The organism is Microbacterium sp. P5_E9 (assembly GCF_054049175.1).
In genome coordinates, this window is sequence record NZ_JBFUMV010000009.1 from 61,687 (window position 1) to 81,017 (window position 19,331).

Sequence of the window (19,331 nt, forward strand, 5' to 3'; positions counted from 1 at the left end):
GCGCTTCGAAACCACAATGAAGAGGTTCCCGCTCCATGTCAACCCCTACGACACCGTCCCATGACGGCGCACTGGCGACTCTGACGCGCGATCTCGGGATCTGCTTCGGCGGCGACTACAACCCCGAGCAGTGGCCGCGGGAAGTCTGGCGCGAGGATGCCGAGCTCATGGTGCGGGCCGGCGTCAACCTGGTGACCGTCGGCGTGTTCAGCTGGGCCCGCATCGAGCCGACGCCGGGCGCGCGCGACTTCGGCTGGCTTGACGAAGTGCTCGACCTGCTGCACGCGCACGGCATCGCCGTCGACCTCGCGACGCCCACCGCGTCGCCCCCGCCGTGGCTCGGCATCGACCACCCCGAGACGCTCCCGGTCGACCGCGACGGCGTGCGGCTGATCCCCGGGTCGCGCAACCAGTTCACCCCGGCGTCGCGGGTCTACCGCGAGCACGCGCTGGCGATCACGACCGACCTGGCCCGCCGGTACGTCGATCACCCCGCCGTCCGGATGTGGCATGTCGGCAACGAGTACGGCCAGATCGACTTCGGCGAGGAGGCTGCGCGTGAGTTCCGGCTCTGGCTGCGGGCGCGGTACGGCACGATCGACGCGCTGAATGAGGCGTGGAGCACCCTCGTCTGGTCGCAGCGCTGCCGGGACTTCGACGACGTGCTGCCGCCGCGGCGCATGCCGTACCTGGTCAACCCGGCCCAGTCGCTCGACTTCCGCCGGTACACCTCCGACCAGCTGGTGCGCTGCTTCGCCGAGCAGCGGGACGCGATCCGCGCCGCCGGCGCGACCCAGCCGATCACGACGAACTTCATGGGGTTCCAGCCGCTCACCGACCTGTGGTCGTGGGCCGACGAGGTCGACGTCATCGCCGACGACCAGTATCCCGACCACGCATCCGCCACGGTCTCGTCCGACACCGCGCTGATCCAGGACCTGATGCGCTCCCTCGGCGGCGGGCGGCCGTGGGTGCTCATGGAGCAGGCGATCAGCGCCACGAACTGGCGCCCGCACAACCTGCCGAAGACCCCCCCGCGCGCACGGCTCGATTCCCTCCAGGCGGTCGCGCGCGGTGCCGACGCAGTGTGCTTCTTCCAGTGGCGGCAGGCCCGCACCGGCGCCGAGCGGTTCCACTCCGCGATGCTCCCGCACGCCGGCGCCGACACCGAGGTCTTCGAGGGCGTCTGCGCGCTCGGGGCCGATCTGCAGCGCCTGCGGGAGATCACCGGTGCCCGGGTCGAGGCATCCGTCGCCCTGCTCTTCGACTGGCCGTCGTGGTGGGCCGGAACGGAGCCGGGGATGGTGACGGAGCGACTCGACCCCCTCGAGCAGGCGCAGCGGTGGCACCGTGCACTGTGGCGGCGGGGCATCGCCGCCGACGTCGTGCGCCCGGGCGATGACCTCTCCCGCTACCGGGTAGTGCTCCTGCCGCAGTCGTACATCGTCGAGACGGATGCCGCGGCCGCCGTCCGCGCCGCGCTGGAGGATGGCGCGAGCGTCGTTATCGGCCCGTTCTCCGGGGTCGCCGACGCGAACGCGGGGATCCTGCAGGGACGATCGCCTGTCCTGCTGCGCGACCTGGTCGCCGTCAGCGGCGAGGAGTGGGTCGGGCTGACCGACGAGCCGACGGCGCTGACGGTGGAGCCGGACTGGGCGTCGGGGCCGACGATCGCCGTCGACGCGCGCTCGGCGAGCATCCTCGGCGAGCGGCTGCGCGCCGAGGGCGCCGACGTGCTCGCGCGGTTCGGGCCCGGGCATCTCGAGGGTGCGCCCGCCATCACCCGGCACCGCGTCGGAGCCGGCACCGCGTGGTACGTCGGCGCGGTGGTGTCGGACGATGTGCTCGCCGCCGTGATCGACGACGCGCTCGATGCCGCGGGGGTGGTCGGCGTCGCGGCTGACCGCGTGCTCCCGGACGACGTCGAGGCGGTGCGGCGCGGACCGGCGCTCTTCCTCCTCAACCACGGGCCGGAGGTCAGGCACGTGACAGTGTCCGGGCCTCTGCGCGATCTCCTCACGGACGCGGACGTCGACGGCCAGATCACCCTGGCGCCCACGTCCGCCGCTGTTCTCATCGAAAGGCTCCCAGAGTGACGTTCACGTTCCGCCAGATCGACCAGCCCCTCGCCGTTCGCGCCAAGGATCTGCTCGACCGGCTCACCCCGGACGAGCGCCTCGCGATGCTGCATCAGGCGGCCCCCGCGATCGAGCGGCTCGGCCTCGCCGAGTTCCGCACCGGGTGCGAGGCGCTCCACGGCGCCGCGTGGCTCGGCCGGGCGACGGTCTTCCCGCAGCCGGTGGGGCTCGCCGCAACCTGGGATGCCGACCTCATCGCGAAGGTCGGCGAGGTCGCGGCGATCGAGGTGCGTGCGAAGCACGCCGAGAACCCCCTGGTGAGCCTGAACGTGTGGGCTCCGGTCGTGAACACGCTCCGGCATCCGGCGTGGGGACGCAACGAAGAGGGCTACTCGGAGGATCCGCACCTCACCGCGTACTTCGGAACGGCATACTCCCGCGGCCTGCGCGGCGACCACCCGCGGGTGTGGCGCACGGTGCCCGCGCTCAAGCACTTCCTGGGCTACAACAACGAGACCGACCGCTCGGTGACCGACTCCGAGCTCTCGCTGCGCACCCTCCACGAGGAGGAGCTGCCCGCGTTCCGCGGCGCGATCGAGGCCGGGGTCGGCGGCGGGCTGATGCTCGCCTACAACCGCGTCAACGGCGCGCCTGCGCACACCCAGCCCGAGCTCGTGGCCGAAGCTCGGACGTGGAGCGACGAATCCATCGCCGTGGTGTCGGATGCCGGGGCCCCGACTTTCCTCGTCACGACACAGCGCGCCCAGCCCGACCATGTCGCGGCGACGGCGGCCCTCGTCCGCAGCGGTCTCGACTCGTTCACCGACAACGACGCGAATGCCGCCCCGACGATCGGCTACCTCCGCGAGGCGCTCGCCGCGGGGCTGCTGACGACGGACGACATCGACGTCGCCGTGACGCATCTGCTCGAGCTGCGAATCCGCACCGGCGAGTTCGACGGCGACGACGACCCGTATCGCGGGATCGACGTCGATGCGATCGACCTGCCCGCCGCCCGCGAGCTCGCCCGGGAGGCGGCGACGCGCTCGGTGGTCGTGCTGCGCAACGATGCCGGGCTGCTGCCGTTCGCGTCGCCGGCACGGGTCGCTGTCGTCGGGCCGCTCGCCGACCTCGTCCTCACCGACTGGTACGCGGGCACACCGCCCTACGCGATCGGCATCGGCGCGGCGCTCGCCGAGCGGTACCCCGAGGTCGAGGTCGTGACCGGCGCCGACACCGTCGCGCTGCGCGCGTCCTCGAACGGACGCCATGTCGTCGTCTCCGAAGACGGCTCGGTCGTCGAAGCCGCCGCCCCGGCCGCGGGCGAGGAGACCTGGTTCGACGTCACCGACTGGGGCGACGGCATCCTGACCCTCCGCTCCCACGCGAGCGGGCGCCTGCTGACCGGCGGCGCGTGGCCGGTGCGCGCCGACGCTGACCGGGTGGGCGGCTGGGTCGTGCAGGAGAGCTTCCGCCGGCACGTGCACGCCGACGGCACCTGGTCGCTGCTGCACCTCGGCTCGGGCCGCTGGCTGCGGGTGATGCGCGACTCGGGGCTGCTCGCCGCGGAGGCGGTGACCCTCGAGGCCGCCGAGCGCTTCGGCGTCCGCACGATCCGCTCGGGGCAGGCGGCCGTCGCCGAGGCGGCGGCTCGCGCCGATGTCGTGGTCGTCGCGGTCGGCAACGACCCGCACCTGGCGGGCCGCGAGACCGAGGATCGTCCGCACCTCTACCTGCCGAACGCCGCCGTCGGCCTGTGGCGCGCGGCCCGAAAGGCGAACCCCCGCTCCGTGCTGACGATCGTGTCGAGCTACCCGTATGTGCTCGGCGATGGAGTGGCGGATGCCGAGACCGTCGTGTGGTCGAGCCACGGCGGTCAGGAGCTCGGGCACGGTATCGCCGACGTGCTCTCGGGCGACGCTGAGCCCACCGGTCGTCTCGCCCAGAGCTGGCCGGACACCGAGGCGCAGGCCGGTGACCTCTTCGACTACGACACCCTCCGCCAGGGCGCGACCTACCGGCACCAGCCGGAGGCGCCGCGGTTCGCGTTCGGGCACGGCTGCACCTACGGGCGCATCGAGTACGAGTCCGTCGCGCTCGCCGAGGCCGAGGTGCCGGCACCGCCGGCGACGCACCGCCACGCCGGGTTCGAGCCCCGCGCGGACGACGAGGTCGTGCGCGTCGCGGTGCGGGTGCGCAACACCGGCGATCGCGAGGTCGACGAGCTCGTGCAGGTGTACGCGCAGCCGCTCGAGGCGCTCCCGATCCCCACACCGCAGCGCCTGCTCGTCGCGTATCGCCGGGTGCGGCTCGCGCCGGGCGAGAGCCGCGATGTCGAGGTGGTGTTCCCCGTCGCCCGGCTCGCGGTGTGGGACGACGCCGTGCGCCTCGACGGGGCCACCGATGACTGGCTGCACGCCGGCGCGCTGCGCGTGCAACCCGGCGGCTACACCCTCGCATCAGGCCCGAGCGCCTGGGACCTCCCGGTGCGCACCGACCTGCGCGTCACCGCACCCTGACTCGCCCTCCCCCGGCCCACCCCACGAGCCGATACGGATTTGTCGAGCTGATACGGTACTGACGGTTCGGAACGTATCGGCTCGTCAGAAACGTATCGGCTCGCGGCCCGTGAGCGTCAGACTCCGCCGAGGGCGGCGGCGACGACCGCGCGGGCCTCCTCCTGCACCTCGGCCAGGTGCTCCGGGCCGCGCAGCGACTCGGCGTAGAGCTTGTACACGTCCTCGGTGCCGGACGGGCGCGCGGCGAACCAGGCGTGCTCGGTCTGCACCTTGAGCCCGCCGATCGCGGCGCCGTTGCCCGGCGCGTGCGACAGCTTGGCGGTGATCGGCTCACCGGCGAGCTCGGTCGCGGTCACGGCATCCGGCGACAGCTTTCCGAGCGCGGCCTTCTGCGCGGGCGTGGCCGGCGCGTCGACACGCTGGTAGGCGGATGCCCCGAACTCGGCCTCGAGCTCCGCGTACCGCTGCGACGGCGTCTTGCCGGTGACGGCGAGGATCTCCGAGGCGAGCAGGCACAGCAGGATGCCGTCCTTGTCGGTGGTCCACACCGTTCCGTCGAACCGCAGGAACGACGCCCCGGCCGACTCCTCGCCGCCGAACGCGACCGACCCGTCGAGCAGGCCGGGCACGAACCACTTGAACCCGACCGGCACCTCGAGCAGGCGCCTGCCCAGCGACTCCGCGACCCGGTCGATGATCATCGAGGAGACGAGGGTCTTGCCGATCGCGGCATCCGCCGGCCAATTCGGACGGTGCGAGTACAGGTAGTCGATCGCGACCGCGAGGTAGTGGTTCGGGTTCATGAGCCCGGCATCGGGCGTCACGATGCCGTGCCGGTCGGCATCCGCATCGTTGCCGGTCAGGATGTCGTATTCATCGCGTCGAGCGACCAGCGACGCCATCGCCGACGGAGACGACGGATCCATCCGGATCTTCTCGTCCCAGTCCAGCGTCATGAACCGCCAGGTGGGGTCGACGTCGGGGTTCACCACCGTGAGGTCGAGTCCGTGCAGCTCTGCGATCAGGGCCCAGTAGTCGACGGATGCCCCGCCCAGCGGGTCGGCGCCGATGCGCACACCGGCGCGCTTGATCGCATCGATGTCGATGATGTTGACGAGGTCCCGCACGTACGCGTCGCGGAAGTCGTACTGCCCCAGCGTCTCGTCGTCGAGGTCGGCGTAGCGGGTGCGCTGGACGCCGTCGAGGCTCGCGGCGATGTAGGAGTTCGCCTTGTCGGCGATCCAGCCGGTGGCGTCGGTGTCGGCCGGGCCGCCGTTCGGCGGGTTGTACTTGAATCCGCCGTCGCGCGGCGGGTTGTGCGAGGGCGTGACGACGATGCCGTCCGACCGGCCCGGATCATCCAGCGGACGGCCCCGGTTGTAGGCCAGGATCGCGTGACTGAGCGCCGGGGTCGGCACCCACGCGTCGCGCGAATCGACGCGCACATCGACCCCGTTCGCGACCAGCACCTCGATGGCCGTGCGCTCCGCCGGCAACGACAGCCCGTGGGTGTCGCGGCCGAGGAAGAGGGGTCCTGAGATGCCCTGGCTGTTGCGGTAGTCCACGATCGCCTGGGTGGTGGCGAGGATGTGGTCCTCGTTGAAGCTGGTGCTCAGTGCGGATCCGCGGTGGCCGCTCGTGCCGAAGGCGACGCGCTGCTCGGGGACCGAGGCATCCGGCTTTCTGTCGTAATAGGCGGCGATCAGATCATCGATGTCGATGAGGTCGGATGCTTCCGCGGGCTGTCCTGCTCGGCTCATGTGCTCAGTCTGCCCGCTCTCGCCGCGCCGCGACAGCCGAAGTCGTCACGCGTGCGCCGGCTGCAGCTGCTCCGCCACCTCGTCGGCCCACCGGCGGATAGCGTCCCAGTCCCGCGAATCGCGGAACTCCTCGGGGGTGTTGCGCACCATCGAGGTCTCAACGAATCCGTGGGGATCAGTGGGAAGCCGGCCGGCGAACGCGATGTGGCCGCGCACACCGGCCGATTCGGCGAGTTCGAGAATCCGGTGCGGTTCGAGCCACTTCGAATTCTGCTCGATCTCGTCGTCGGCCTTCTCGCCCACCGGGCCTGAGCTGAAGATCCAGAACGGCATCGTCGCGAGGGCGTCGCGGTGCTTCTTGAGGAAGTGCCGCGCTTCGCTGCGCCACCGCCCCATGTAGACGGCACTGCCCAGGATGACGGCGTCGAACGCGCCGAGGCTGGCATCCCCGACGCCGACGCAGTCGGTGTCGAGGTTGCGCTCGCGAAGTTCGTGCGCGATCGCTCGCGCGATCTCCTCGGTGGAGCCGTGCTTGCTGGCATAGGTGACCAATACGCGTGTCATATCTGCACTGTCTCTCCGTCGGCCGCACCGGACAGGGTCGAAGGTCCCCCGGGTCCGGGGATTCCGCTCGCGGGCGCCGACACCCCCGCGGCTAGGCTGATCGGGTGACTGACCAGCCCGACGAGCCCGCCCGCCGCACTTACAGCTACCTCGGGCCCGCCGGCACCTTCACCGAGGCGGCGCTCGCCCAGGTGCCCGAGGCGCGGGGCCACGTGTGGCACTCGGTCCGCAACGTCGGGGAAGCGCTCGCGGATGTCGTCGAGGGCCGATCGGATGCCGCGATGATCGCGATCGAGAACTCGATCGACGGCGGGGTCTCGACCGCGCAGGACGCCCTCGCCACGATGCCCGGCCTGCGGATCGTGGGGGAGTACCTCGTCCCCGTCGAGTTCGTGCTCGTCGCAAGGCCCGGCACCAAGCTCGAGGACGTCTCGCTCATCGCAGCCCACCCGGTCGCCTACGCGCAGTGCCTGCAGTGGCTCACCCAGGCGCTCCCCGCCCACGCGCACATCCCCGCGGCGAGCAATGTCGCCAGCGCCGTCGGACTGATCGATGGGACGAGTGATGCGGATGCCGCGATCTCGCCCCCCGGAATCCTCGACCACCACGAGGTCGAACTGCTCGCCTCGAACATCGGCGACAACCCGAACGCGGTCACCCGGTTCGTGCTGGTTAGCCGCACGGTCGCCGCACCCCCACCGACCGGCGCCGACAAGACCTCGCTCATCGTCGAACTGCCCGATGACCACCCGGGTGCCCTGCTCGAGATGCTGGAGCAGTTCGCGACGCGCGGGATCAACCTCTCGCTCCTGGCGTCGCGGCCGATCGGCGATGCGCTCGGTCGGTACCGGTTCGTCATCGACGCCGACGGGCACATCGAGGACGAGCGGATGGCCGACGCCCTGCTGGGCCTGCGCCGCTTCAGCCCCAAGGTGATCTTCCTCGGGTCGTACCCCCGCGCCGATCGCGCCGTCGTGCGCTACCCCGACCGCTACTCCGACGACGTCTTCATCGAGGCGCGCGACTGGCTGCGCGGCCTCGTCAGCGGCGAGCCCGAGGCCTGATCAGCAGCGGGGCCGGCTCGCGCCGACGCCGCCGCTTATCTGGTCACTCCGCCCTGAGCGACCACGTTGCGAACGGCCGTCATCGTGAGGCCCGGGTTCACCCGGGCTATCGGCGTTTTCGGGTTTGATGTTCTCTCAAACCTCATTGAACTTCGCGCTCACACGAGTGCAGCGAGTCATGTGAACGTGAAGTTCAATGAGGAAAGCGAAGGTATGCCGAGGGGTGGATGGCCCGCCCCGACCGGAATTCAGCCCATCGCCGCGGCGAGCAGCTCGAGCGTCTGCGCGCGGCCGGGCGCGGCATCCGTCGTCTCCCCGTCGTAGGCGCCCGCGATCGGCGAGATCATGACCTCGTCCACACCGTGCCGCGCGGCGAACGCCGTGAGCTCCGCCGCGACGGACTCGCCGGTGCCGACGAACCACTTCGCCCGCGTGCCCGCCATGATCTGCGCGCCGAGCGCGTCGAAGTCGGATGCCCCGGCCTGGGCCTGCTCGACGGTCTCCAGTGGGAGGAGCGGCTTGTTCTGGCGCAGCCGCGCCATCACCCGCAGCTGCGGGAGCACGCGCTCCTCGGCCTCCGCGGCCGTCGGTGCCGCGGCGGCGTTCGCGGTGAGGAACGTGCGCGGATCGGGATTCGCCTCGCTCGGGCGATACTCGCCGCGGTACAGGTCGAGCGCGCGCTCGAGTCCCTCGCCGGAGAAGTGGTTCGCGAACACGTACGGCAGTCCGAGGGCCGCGGCGAGCTGCGCCGAGTAGTCGCTCGATCCCAGCAGCCAGATCTCCGGGGTGCCGATTGCGGCGGGCGTCGCGTGCAGGTCGTAGGTCTCACCGCTGGTGAAGCGCACGGCCGCACCTTCGGCGCTGAGCAGCGAGCGGATGTCGCGGATGTGCTCGGGGAACCGCTCGACGTCGCTGGTGGTGCCCGACATCCGCAGCAGCTGGGTGATCACCGGGTCGCTACCGGGCGCGCGCCCGATGCCGAGGTCGATGCGACCGGGGGTGAGCGCCTCGAGCGCGGCGAACTGCTCGGCCACGACGAGCGGGGAGTGGTTCGGCAGCATGACCCCGCCCGACCCGACCCGGATCCGCGTCGTGCGTGCGGCCGCTGCTGCGATGAGCACCGGCGGCGTCGTCGAGGCGACCGCGGGCATGTTGTGGTGCTCTGCGAACCAGTAGCGGCGGAACCCGAGCCGGTCGGCGATCTGGGCGAGGGCGAGGGATGCCGCGACCGCCTGCACGCTCGTCTGCCCGGCGCGCACCGGCACGAGGTCGAGAACGGAAAGGGCCGGGGTGGGGAAGGCGGTGTTCATCGCTGAGGGCAACCGTCGCTGCACCCCGGACATTCCGAATGCAGTCGATCGCGTGATCGCTTGCAAGGGCTTGCGTGATCTTGCAAGAAGATTGCGTACACTGAGCGCATGTCGAAGCGTCTCGCCGAAGTGGCGCGCAAGGTCGGAGTCAGCGAAGCCACCGTCAGCCGGGTGCTCAACGACAAGCCGGGAGTGTCGGATGCCACGCGCCAGGCGGTGCTGACGGCGCTCGACGTGCTCGGCTACGAGCGGCCCACGAAGCTCCGCGGCGAACGGGCCCGGCTGGTCGGCCTGGTGCTGCCCGAGCTCACCAACCCGATCTTCCCCGCGCTCGCCGAGATCGTCGGCGGGGGGCTCACCCAGAACGGCTACACGCCCCTGATGTGCACACAGAACGCCGGCGGCATCACCGAGTCGGACTACATCGACCTGCTCCTGCAGCAGCAGGTGTCTGGTGTGATCTTCCTCGGCGGCAACTACAGCCAGGCCGAGGCCGTCCATGATCACTACGAGCGACTCCGCCAGGTCAACCTTCCCACGGTGCTGGTGAACGCGCGCATTCCGGAACTGCGGTTCGCGACGGTGTCGACGGATGACGCGGCCGCGGCCGAGCAGGCCGTGCTCCACCTGCACCAGCTCGGCCATCGCAGGATCGGCCTGCTGCTCGGTCCGCATGACCACATCCCGTCGCAGCGCAAGCTCACGGCCGCGCGCCGCCTGCTCGAGCGACTGGGCGCCCCGCTGGATGACGCGATGATCATCCGCGGGCTGTACTCCCTCGAATCCGGCCAGGCCGGGGCAACCAGGCTCTTCGCCGCCGGCGCCACGGCGATCGTCTGCGCGAGCGACCCGCTGGCGCTGGGTGCGGTGCGGGCAGCCCGCCGTGCGGGGCTGCGCGTGCCCGACGACATCAGCGTGGTCGGCTTCGACGACTCGGCGCTCATGAGCTGCACGGAGCCGCCGCTGACCACTGTTCGCCAGCCCATCGAGTCGATGGGCCGCACCGTGATCGAGCTGCTCCTCGCCCAGATCGCCGGCTCGGCCGACGCCGGCGACGAACTGCTGTTCGAGCCCGAGCTGGTGCTGCGCTCGTCGACGGGCCCCGTCCCCGCCTGAGCTTCGGCACCTGAGCCGAGCCTCGGTCCCTGAGCTTGTCGAAAGGTCCGATGCGTGACGCCGGACGCTTCGACAAGCTCAGCGACCGCCTTCGTGCTCGAGCGCCGGTCCCTGAGCTGCGCATCGGTCCCTGAGCCTGTCGAAGGGTCCCATTCGGCGCGCCGATGCACAATCGTGATCTTGCGCGCAACTGTCAAAGACTTGCGCACTACTCACGCCGAAGATACATTCATCGCACGAAGACTTTCCCCGATGACGAGGAGCCCCGTGGACAGCGACGTCCTCACCCGCGATGGTCAGGCCTCTGGGCGCCGCTCGGCCGTGCACCCCTCGACCGCCGACCCGCTGTGGTGGCGGTCCGCCGTCATCTACCAGGTCTATGTCCGCAGCTTCGCCGACGGGAACGGCGACGGCACCGGCGACCTCGCCGGGGTGCGCAGCCGCCTCGGCTACCTCAAGGATCTCGGCGTCGATGCGATCTGGTTCAACCCCTGGTACCCGAGTCCAATGGCGGACGGCGGCTACGACGTCGAGGACTACCGCGCGATCCACCCGCAGTTCGGCACGCTGGCCGAGGCGGAGGCGCTCATCGCCGAGGCCCTGGCCCTCGGCATTCGCACGATCATCGACGTCGTCCCCAACCACATCAGCCACCGCCACGAATGGTTCCAGGCGGCGCTCGCCGCCGGACCAGGGAGCCCCGAGCGCGCGCGATTCTGGTTCCACCCCGGCAAGGGCGAGCGCGGCGACGAGATCCCCACGCACTGGGTGTCGAGTTTCCAGGGCTCGACGTGGACCCGCACGACCGACCCCGACGGCACGCCGGGGGAGTGGTACCTGCACATGTTCACCCCCGAGCAGCCCGACCTGAACTGGAACCACCCCGACGTGCGCCGCGAGCACGAGGAGATCCTGAGGTTCTGGTTCGACCGCGGGGTCGCCGGCGTGCGCATCGACTCGGCCGCCCTGCTCATCAAGGACGCCGACCTCCCCGAGGTGGGCGAGAAGCCCGACCACCCCACCGAGGACCGCGACGAACTGCACGACGTCTACCGCGCGTGGCGGGCCATCGCCGACTCCTACCCCGGCACGCGCGTGCTGGTCGGCGAGATCTGGGTGCCCGACATCGAGCGGTTCACCGCCTACCTCCGCCCCGACGAGATGCACACCGCGTTCAACTTCGACTTCCTCGCGCGGCCGTGGGGCGCGGCATCCTTCCGCGAATCGATCTCGGCGACCCTCGCAGCGCACGCCCCGGTCGGGGCACCGAGCACCTGGGTGCTGTCGAACCACGACGTCACCCGGCCGGTCACACGCTACGGCCGCGAGGACTCCGCGTTCGCGTTCCTCAAGAAGCGGTTCGGCGTGCCGACCGACCCCGACACAGGCCTGCGCCGCGCCCGCGCGGCCGCGCTGCTGGTCGCCGCCCTCCCGGGCAGCCTCTACATCTATCAGGGCGACGAGCTCGGCCTCCCCGAAGTCGAGGACCTTCCGCTCGATCTCATCCAGGACCCGATGCACTACCGGTCCGGCGGCATCGATCCTGGGAGGGACGGATGCCGCGTCCCGCTGCCGTGGTCGCAGGATCGGCCCCCGTTCGGCTTCAGCCCCGCCGGCACCAGCACCTGGCTGCCGCAGCCCCCGGAGTGGGCCGCGCTCACCGTGGCGGCGCAGAAGCGCGACCCGCACTCGACCCTCAACCTCTACCGTGAGGCGCTGCGGCTGCGCCGCGAGCTGCCCGGCCTGGGCGACGGACCCCTCGAGTGGATCGACGGCCTCGGCCCCGACGTCCTGGCCTTCCGCCGTGGGGCCGACGTCCTGTGCGTCGTCAACACCTCCGATGTGCCGATCGCGCTGCCCTCCCACGAGGCGGTGCTGATCTGCAGCGCACCGATCGAAGGGTCGCAGCTGCCAGCGAACTCCGCAGCCTGGCTGCGCGCTGCACCCACGCCCGAGTCCTAAATCCCCACCACCCACACCCCGAGGAGCTGACGTGTCGAAGAGAGAGGCCGACACGACATCCCTCACCAAGAAAGGAAAGACGATGAAGTCACCAGCAAGGGTCCTGCTCGCCGGTGTCGCAGTCGCGGCATCGGTCGGAGCGCTCGCGGGATGCGCCCCGTCCGGCGGAGACAGCAGCGACGGCAAGCTCGAACTGCGCGTTGCGACGTTCCCGCCCGGAGCGGATGCCGCGGCCTACACCGCCTTCGAGGCTCAGGAGAAGCAGTTCGAGAAGGAGAACCCCGACATCGACATCATCGGCGAGGAGTACCGGTGGACCGGCCCGACCTTCGCCGTGCAGCTCGCCGGAGGCAGCCTGCCCGATGTGTTCACGGTGCCGTTCACCGACACCAAGACGCTGATCGAGAACGGACAGCTCGCCGACGTCACCGCCGAGGTCAAGGAGCTCGGCTACGCCGACAGCTTCAACCCGATCCTCCTCGACGGCGTCACCGACTCCGACGGCAACGTCTTCGGGTTCCCCCGTCAGGCCTATGCGATGGGCCTGCACTACAACCGCGAGCTGTTCGAGGCTGCCGGGCTCGACCCTGACTCTCCGCCGACGACGTGGGACGAGGTCCGCGAGTACGCGAAGCAGATCCACGACGCCACCGGCAAGGCCGGCTACGCGCAGATGGCGACCGCCAACACCGGCGGCTGGCAGCTCACGGCCCAGACCGTGGCCCGTGGCTACCGCACGCAGACCGACAACGAGGACGGGTCGGCCACGTCGACCGTCGACAACGACGGCACGCGGGCGACGCTGCAGTTCCTGCACGACCTGCGCTGGGAGGACGACTCGTTCGGTGCCAGGGCCGACCTCGACTGGGGATCGATCAACCAGGAGTTCGCGGCCGGGAACATCGGCATGTACACGACCGGGTCGGACATCTACACGGCGCTCGTGCGCGACTTCAGCCTCGACCCAGCCGTCTACGGCCTCACGGTGATCCCGACGGAAGGTCCCGAGCCGGGCACGCTCGGCGGCGGTGACATCGCGGTCATCAGCCCCACCGTGGACAAGGACACCAAGGCGGCCGCAGTGAAGTGGATCGACTGGTACTACATGCAGAAGCTGCTCGATGAGGACGCCGCCGTACTCGACGCCAAGACCCTCGCCGAGTCCGACCAGGCCGTCGGCACCCCGGTGCTGCCGATCCTGAACCGGGAGCTGTACGAGGAGTCCCTCACCTGGATCGAGCCGTACATCAATGTGCCGCGCGAGCAGATGACCGGCTTCACCGAGGGCATCTGGGACCAGACGCCGGTGGGCGAGCCGAAGAAGGCGACGCAGGCGATCTACGCCCTGCTCGACAACGCCGTGCAGGCGGTCCTGACCGACGAGAACGCCGACATCGACGCTCTCCTCGCGCAGGCGCAGACCGACGCGCAGGCGGAGCTCGACAAGTAGCAGGACGGATGCCGCGGCCCGGCCGGGCCGCGGCATCCACCCGCCGGTCCCTGAGCTTGTCGAAGGGCCGTTTCCCCGACAACCCCGACGCTTCGACAAGCTCACGCTTCGACAGGCTCAGCGACCGGAGATCTGACATGACCATGACCACTCCGGAGCGGCCGGCCGCGGCATCCGTCGCTCCCACCGCTCCGCCCGCGCGGCGCCGCCACCGCCGCCGGACGCCCCTGACGTGGTACCGCGGCGGCGGGCTCGCGAACCTGCTGTTCGTCGCGCCGATGGTCTTCGTGTTCTTCTTCTTCTCGTGGCGGCCGATCTTCCAGTCGGTGATCATGAGCCTGCAGAAGACGAACCTGATCGTCTCGGAGTGGGTCGGCTTCGACAACTACGTCGTCGTGCTCACCGACCCCGCCCTCGGCAAGGCGGTGCTGAACACTATCTACTTCGCGCTGCTCGCGCTGCTGTTCGGCTTTCCGCTGCCGCTGTTCATGGCGGTGCTGATGAGCGAGGTCAAGCGCGGCAAGGGGCTGTATTCGGCGCTCGCGTATCTGCCGGTCGTGATCCCGCCGGTCGTCGCGGTGCTGCTGTGGAAGTTCTTCTACAGCGCCGACCCCTCCGGCGTGTTCAACACCGCGCTGGGGTGGTTCGGGATCCCCCCGCAGCCGTGGATCCAGTCGGCGGCGCAGGCGATGCCGTCCCTCGTGATCGAGGCGACCTGGGCGGCGGCGGGCGGGTCGATCATCATCTATCTCGCCGCGCTGCTGTCGGTGCCGCCGGAGCTGTACGACGCGGCCGAGGTCGACGGTGCCGGCATCTGGCGCAAGATCTGGCACGTCACGGTGCCGCAGCTGCGCGGCATCCTGTTCATCATGCTGATCCTGCAGGTCATCGCGACCGCGCAGGTGTTCCTCGAGCCGTTCCTGTTCACCGGGGGCGGACCGGTCGGTGCGACGCGGACGATCCTGCTCTATATCTACGACAAGGCGTTCCGCAACAGTCTCGGCGGCGACCTGGGCGAGGCCACCGCCGTGTCGGTGCTGCTGGCGATCGTGCTCGCGGTGCTGTCCTGGCTCTACTTCAAGCTGACCGACCGCTGGAGCACGACATGACGACGATGACCACAGCCCAGGTCAGAGAGGGCATGCGGGGCTTTCTCACTCGGCGTCGCAAGCGCGCGTCGCTCGACGACATGTCCGAGCGCACGATCATCTCCGGATCGGAGCGGCGGCGCCGCGGAACACGGTTCGGGATGTCGGTCACGCACGTGTTCCTGCTGGTCTCGCTCACGATCGCGGGGCTCGGACCGATCCTCTGGCTCGCCAAGTCCGCCGTCACCCCGACGCAGGACACGATCTCGCAGCCGTTCGCGCTCTGGCCCAACGGCATCGACTGGGCGAACCTGTCCACCGCGTGGAACGACGTGCACATCGACCAGTACTTCTGGAACACGATCGTCATCGCGGGGGGAGCCTGGTTCTTCCAGCTGTTCGTCGCGACGACCGCCGGCTACGCGCTGTCGGTGCTGCGTCCGAGGTATGCACCGGTGCTGAACGCGCTGGTGCTCGCGACCCTGTTCATTCCCGGCATCGTGCTGCTCGTGCCGCTGTACCTCACGATCGTGCACCCGCCGCTCATCGGCGGTTCCCTGCTCAACAACTACCTGGCCGTGTGGCTGCCGATGGCCGCGAACGCGTTCAACATCCTGCTGGTGAAGCGGTTCTTCGACAATCTGCCGCGGGAGGTGTTCGAGGCGGCGAAGACCGACGGCGCGGGCCCGTTCCGGCTGTTCTGGTCGGTCGTGCTGCCGATGTCGAAGCCCATCCTCGGGGTCGTCTCGGTCTTCGCGATCATCGCCGCGTGGAAGGACTATCTCTGGCCGATGCTGGTGCTGCCCGACCCCGCGGTGCAGCCGCTCTCGGTGCGCCTGCCGGCCATTCAGCCGTCGACCGAGCTGGACGTCTTCCTCGCGGCGCTCGCGATCGCGACCCTGATCCCGATCGCGATGTTCCTGCTCTTCCAGAGCGTGTTCCTGCGCTCGGCCGGCCTCGGCGGCGCGGTGAAGGGCTGACCGGGGCTACAGCGCCGAGGTCTTGTGGCCGGCGGGCACGGCGAGCACCAGTCCGCCGTGCTCGATGCGGCAGACGATCCGCACGGCGTCGCCGAACTCGTCGCCATCGAGTTCGATCGGCTGCGCCGGCGTCGTCGCGGTCTCGACGGAGGGTCCGCGGAAGTAGTGGATCGAGGCATCCCGTCCCCGCCGCTGCAGCACCAGCCGGCCGGCGCGGGAGCGCCGCAGCACGCTGTTGTCCCACCACACCTTGCGGCCCACGCCGAGCCAGCCGAACGGGCCGGAGGGCTGGATCACCATGACGTCGAGGATGCCGTCCGAGATCGAGGCATCCGGAATCAGGGCGATGCCGGCCGGCAGCGCCCCGCAGTTCGCGAACAGCATGCTCTGCACGCGGGCGGTGTGCAGGCGGTGGCCCTCGATCTGGTACATCACCCGGAACGGCTTCGCGTTCGGCAGGGAACGGGCCGCGCCCTCTACATAGGCGAACCAGCCGAGCGACTTCTTCAGCTGGGCGCTGGTGTTCGCGATCATCGCCGCGTCCAGGCCGATCCCGGCCATCACGACGAAGCCGTGCTCCTCGGTCGTGCCGTCGGGGCGCGTGATGTTCGCCACCCCGATGTCGGTGGGATGGATGTCGCCCTCGAAGGTCGCCTGGATCATCGCCTCCGGATCGGTCAGCGGCAGGTTGACGTTGCGCGCCAGCAGGTTGCCGGTGCCGCTCGGGACGATCGTCAGCGGCACGCCGGTGCCGGTCATCGCCTCCGCGACGGCGCGCACCGTGCCGTCGCCGCCGGCGACCAGCACCGCCGATGCGCCCTCCGCGATCGCCTGGCGGGTGGGACCCTGACCGAGGTCTTCGACCGTCGTCTCGTAGAAGTGCGGTTCGCCCCAGCCCGCGTCGGCCGAGAGCCGCTCGACGCTCGCCCGCAGCACCGGGGCGTCGACCTTGATCGGGTTGTACACGAGCGCGGCCCGCTTCAGAGGGGCGGCGGCGTCGGTCATGGAGCCACGATAGTCCTCGGGATGCCGCCCAACGGCCCCGACTAGGATTGACGGGTGATCGATCCTGTGCTTCTTCGTGAGAATCCCGAGCTGGTCAAGCGCTCGCAGCAGGCGCGCGGCGAGTCACCCGACCTGGTCGACGAGGCGCTCGCCGCCGACAGCGCACGGCGGGCCGCCATCACGGCGTTCGAGGAGCTCCGCGCCGCCCAGAACGCCCACGGCAAACGCGTGGCCCAGGCGCCGAAAGACGAGAAGGCCGCCCTCATCGCCGAGGCCAAGGGGCTGAGCGAGCAGGTCAAGCAGGCGCAGCACGCCGTGACGGTGGCGGAGACGGATGCCGATGCCGTCGTCTCCCGCATCGAGAACGTCGTCATCGAAGGCGTCCCCACAGGGGGCGAAGACGACTTCGTCACCCTCCGCACACACGGCGAGCCGGTCGCCTTCGACTTCGAGCCCCGCGATCATCTCGAGCTCGGCGAGCTGCTCGGCGCGATCGACATGGAGCGCGGCACGAAGGTCTCGGGGAGTCGCTTCTACTTCCTCACCGGCATCGGCGCGCGCCTCGAGCTCGCGCTCATGACCCTCGCCCTCGATCGGGCGCTGCAGGAGGGCTTCATCCCGATCGTGCCGCCCACCCTGGTGCGCCCCGAGGTCATGCGCGGCACCGGATTCCTCGGGCAGCACTCCGACGAGGTCTACCACCTGCAGGAGGACGACCTCTATCTCGTGGGCACGAGCGAGGTGCCGCTCGCCGGGTACCACATGGACGAGATCCTCGACTTCGCGCGCGGGCCGAAGCGCTACGCGGGATGGTCGACCTGCTACCGGCGCGAGGCGGGGTCGTACGGCAAGGACACCCGCGGCATCATCCGCGTGCACCAGTTCAACAAGCTCGAGATGTTCATCTACACGACCCTCGATGACGCCGAGGCCGAGCACGATCGCCTCGTGCAGCTGCAGGAGCGGATGATGCAGGACCTCGGGCTCTCGTACCGCGTGATCGACATCGCCGCCGGCGACCTCGGTTCGAGCGCGGCGCGCAAGTTCGACATCGAAGCGTGGGTTCCCACGCAGGGTGCGTACCGGGAGCTCACCAGCACGAGCAACTGCACGACCTACCAGGCGCGGCGGCTCGACATCCGTCATCGCCCCGACGGCGGCAAGACGGCCCATGTCGCGACCCTCAACGGCACGCTCGCGACCACCCGGTGGATCGTCGCCATCCTCGAGACGCACCAGCGCGCCGACGGCTCGGTGACCGTGCCCGAGGCGCTGCGACCGTACCTCGGCGGTCTCGAGGTCATGGAGCCGATCGCGTGACGGACGCGCACCTGCCGGCCACCGGCAGCGTCAAGGTCGTCAAGCCCCAGAAAGCCGCCAAGCTCGTCGAGCAGGTTGCCCGCGACACCGAGAATCCGGATGTCGCGACCGAGCGCCTCTTGATCGTGCTCGACATCGACGGCACGGTGCTGCTCGAAGACGAGTCGCTGAGCCCTGGTGTCGTCGAAGCGGTCGAGCACGCGCACCGCGCCGGACACGAGGTGATGCTCGCCACCGGACGATCCTGGGAGGGCACCCGCGGCATCCTGCACGTGCTCCAGATCGCGCCCGAATTCGTGGTCTGCTCGAACGGCGCAGTGATCATGCGGCGCGTCGAGGGCGACGAGGCGCGGTACGAGCGCTTCCACATCGAGACGTTCGACGCGACCGAAGTGCTGACGCTCCTGCGCGACCACCTGCCGGACGCGCATTACATGGTCGAACTCGCCGATGGGCGCCGCCTCTACACCGAGTTCCTCGAGGACTGGAACCTCACCGGCGCCAAGCGCGTGCCCTTCGAAGATCTCGCCCACCAGCCCGTCTGCCGCGTGGTCGTGGTGTCGCCGGGCAAGACCGAGAGCGAGTTCGTCGACCTGGTCGCCCGCATCGGGCTCAACCATGTCTCGTACGCCATCGGGTGGACCGCCTGGCTCGACATCGCCCCGATGGGCGTCGACAAGAGCACCGCGCTCGAGCGCGTGCGCGACTGGCTCGGCGGCGACCCCGAGCATGTCCTCGTGATCGGCGATGGTCGCAACGACGTGGGCATGTTCCGCTGGGCGCGCGAGCACGGCGGTCGGGCGGTCGCGATGGCACAGGGTCCGAAAGAGGTTCGGGATGCCGCGGGCGAGACCACCGCGTCGGTGCAGGCGGGCGGCGTCGCCGACGTGCTGCGCAAGCTCTAAGCGCTGATCGGGCCGTTCAGGACCTCTTCAGGCGCCCCTGAAACAATGGCTGGCAGGCCCGTCGACTAGACTCGGTGCCGGTTCGTTGGATGCCGCAGCAGTGCGGTCGTCCTTCGGGAGGGTTGTCCGAGCGGCCGATGGACCTGGTCTTGAAAACCAGTGGGCAGCAATGTCCCGTGGGTTCGAATCCCACACCCTCCGCCGATGCGG

At 70.1% G+C, this 19,331-nt stretch carries 14 protein-coding genes and 1 tRNA gene; 11 read left to right on the forward strand and 4 right to left on the reverse strand.

Annotated features, from left to right (window positions below; genetic code table 11):
• Positions 1–35 precede the first annotated feature (35 nt).
• Positions 36–2,096, forward strand: a complete 2,061-nt coding sequence (locus tag ACXJ3V_RS12570) for a beta-galactosidase (protein WP_457100652.1) — start codon at positions 36–38, stop codon at positions 2,094–2,096.
• Complete coding sequence (locus tag ACXJ3V_RS12575; protein ID WP_457100653.1) at positions 2,093–4,597, forward strand: glycoside hydrolase family 3 C-terminal domain-containing protein; 2,505 nt, start codon at positions 2,093–2,095, stop codon at positions 4,595–4,597. Before ACXJ3V_RS12570 ends, ACXJ3V_RS12575 begins: the two co-directional genes overlap by 4 nt.
• Positions 4,598–4,713: 116 nt before the next feature.
• Here the strand turns inward: ACXJ3V_RS12575 and pgm are convergent, their stop codons facing one another.
• Entirely contained in the window at positions 4,714–6,357 is a 1,644-nt protein-coding gene (pgm, locus tag ACXJ3V_RS12580) for a phosphoglucomutase (alpha-D-glucose-1,6-bisphosphate-dependent) (protein WP_457100654.1), read from the reverse strand.
• Positions 6,358–6,402: 45 nt separating this feature from the next.
• Positions 6,403–6,921 carry a flavodoxin domain-containing protein gene (locus ACXJ3V_RS12585; protein WP_457100655.1) on the reverse strand — a complete coding sequence of 173 codons (519 nt, stop codon included), beginning with the start codon at positions 6,919–6,921 and terminating at the stop codon, positions 6,403–6,405.
• A gap of 104 nt (positions 6,922–7,025) precedes the next feature.
• Between ACXJ3V_RS12585 and pheA the strand changes: the two genes are divergently transcribed.
• The gene (pheA, locus tag ACXJ3V_RS12590; RefSeq protein WP_457100656.1) at positions 7,026–7,985 is read left to right on the forward strand and encodes a prephenate dehydratase; all 960 of its coding nucleotides are present in this window, start codon (positions 7,026–7,028) and stop codon (positions 7,983–7,985) included.
• Positions 7,986–8,233: 248 nt separating this feature from the next.
• On the opposite strand, the gene ACXJ3V_RS12595 is transcribed toward pheA, so the two are convergent.
• On the reverse strand, positions 8,234–9,295 hold the full coding sequence (locus ACXJ3V_RS12595; protein WP_457100657.1) for an MsnO8 family LLM class oxidoreductase: 1,062 nt from the start codon (positions 9,293–9,295) through the stop codon (positions 8,234–8,236).
• A gap of 108 nt (positions 9,296–9,403) precedes the next feature.
• Between ACXJ3V_RS12595 and ACXJ3V_RS12600 the strand changes: the two genes are divergently transcribed.
• The 5 genes from ACXJ3V_RS12600 to ACXJ3V_RS12620 all read left to right on the forward strand — a co-directional run bounded on the left by ACXJ3V_RS12600 (position 9,404) and on the right by ACXJ3V_RS12620 (position 15,891).
• A complete protein-coding gene (locus ACXJ3V_RS12600; RefSeq protein ID WP_457100658.1) occupies positions 9,404–10,411 on the forward strand; it encodes a LacI family DNA-binding transcriptional regulator in 1,008 nt (335 codons plus the stop codon).
• Between the two features lie 252 nt (positions 10,412–10,663).
• Entirely contained in the window at positions 10,664–12,373 is a 1,710-nt protein-coding gene (locus ACXJ3V_RS12605) for a glycoside hydrolase family 13 protein (RefSeq protein WP_457100659.1), read from the forward strand.
• 31 nt (positions 12,374–12,404) lie between these two features.
• On the forward strand, positions 12,405–13,823 hold the full coding sequence (locus ACXJ3V_RS12610; RefSeq protein ID WP_457100660.1) for an ABC transporter substrate-binding protein: 1,419 nt from the start codon (positions 12,405–12,407) through the stop codon (positions 13,821–13,823).
• A 137-nt stretch (positions 13,824–13,960) separates the two neighbouring features.
• Entirely contained in the window at positions 13,961–14,932 is a 972-nt protein-coding gene (locus tag ACXJ3V_RS12615; RefSeq protein ID WP_457100661.1) for a carbohydrate ABC transporter permease, read from the forward strand.
• On the forward strand, positions 14,929–15,891 hold the full coding sequence (locus ACXJ3V_RS12620; RefSeq protein WP_457100662.1) for a carbohydrate ABC transporter permease: 963 nt from the start codon (positions 14,929–14,931) through the stop codon (positions 15,889–15,891). The genes ACXJ3V_RS12615 and ACXJ3V_RS12620 overlap by 4 nt, the downstream gene beginning before the upstream one ends.
• A gap of 6 nt (positions 15,892–15,897) precedes the next feature.
• On the opposite strand, the gene ACXJ3V_RS12625 is transcribed toward ACXJ3V_RS12620, so the two are convergent.
• Positions 15,898–16,896 (reverse strand): diacylglycerol/lipid kinase family protein, encoded by a 999-nt coding sequence (locus ACXJ3V_RS12625; protein ID WP_457100663.1) that lies wholly within the window; start codon positions 16,894–16,896, stop codon positions 15,898–15,900.
• A gap of 54 nt (positions 16,897–16,950) precedes the next feature.
• Between ACXJ3V_RS12625 and serS the strand changes: the two genes are divergently transcribed.
• The 3 genes from serS to ACXJ3V_RS12640 all read left to right on the forward strand — a co-directional run bounded on the left by serS (position 16,951) and on the right by ACXJ3V_RS12640 (position 19,322).
• Positions 16,951–18,216 carry a serine--tRNA ligase gene (gene serS / locus ACXJ3V_RS12630; RefSeq protein WP_457100664.1) on the forward strand — a complete coding sequence of 422 codons (1,266 nt, stop codon included), beginning with the start codon at positions 16,951–16,953 and terminating at the stop codon, positions 18,214–18,216.
• On the forward strand, positions 18,213–19,121 hold the full coding sequence (locus ACXJ3V_RS12635) for an HAD family hydrolase (RefSeq protein WP_457100665.1): 909 nt from the start codon (positions 18,213–18,215) through the stop codon (positions 19,119–19,121). Before serS ends, ACXJ3V_RS12635 begins: the two co-directional genes overlap by 4 nt.
• A gap of 116 nt (positions 19,122–19,237) precedes the next feature.
• Positions 19,238–19,322 (forward strand) — tRNA-Ser (locus ACXJ3V_RS12640).
• Positions 19,323–19,331: the final 9 nt, after the last annotated feature.

What these genes read in the sequence shown, in the direction of transcription:
- ACXJ3V_RS12570 (WP_457100652.1), top strand. Translation starts at nt 36, where the DNA reads ATGTCAACCCCTACGACACCGTCCCATGACGGCGCACTGGCGACTCTG.
- pgm (WP_457100654.1), bottom strand. Translation starts at nt 6,357, where the DNA reads ATGAGCCGAGCAGGACAGCCCGCGGAAGCATCCGACCTCATCGACATC.
- ACXJ3V_RS12585 (WP_457100655.1), bottom strand. Translation starts at nt 6,921, where the DNA reads ATGACACGCGTATTGGTCACCTATGCCAGCAAGCACGGCTCCACCGAG.
- ACXJ3V_RS12595 (WP_457100657.1), bottom strand. Translation starts at nt 9,295, where the DNA reads ATGAACACCGCCTTCCCCACCCCGGCCCTTTCCGTTCTCGACCTCGTG.
- ACXJ3V_RS12600 (WP_457100658.1), top strand. Translation starts at nt 9,404, where the DNA reads ATGTCGAAGCGTCTCGCCGAAGTGGCGCGCAAGGTCGGAGTCAGCGAA.
- ACXJ3V_RS12605 (WP_457100659.1), top strand. Translation starts at nt 10,664, where the DNA reads ATGACGAGGAGCCCCGTGGACAGCGACGTCCTCACCCGCGATGGTCAG.
- ACXJ3V_RS12615 (WP_457100661.1), top strand. Translation starts at nt 13,961, where the DNA reads ATGACCATGACCACTCCGGAGCGGCCGGCCGCGGCATCCGTCGCTCCC.
- ACXJ3V_RS12620 (WP_457100662.1), top strand. Translation starts at nt 14,929, where the DNA reads ATGACGACGATGACCACAGCCCAGGTCAGAGAGGGCATGCGGGGCTTT.
- ACXJ3V_RS12625 (WP_457100663.1), bottom strand. Translation starts at nt 16,896, where the DNA reads ATGACCGACGCCGCCGCCCCTCTGAAGCGGGCCGCGCTCGTGTACAAC.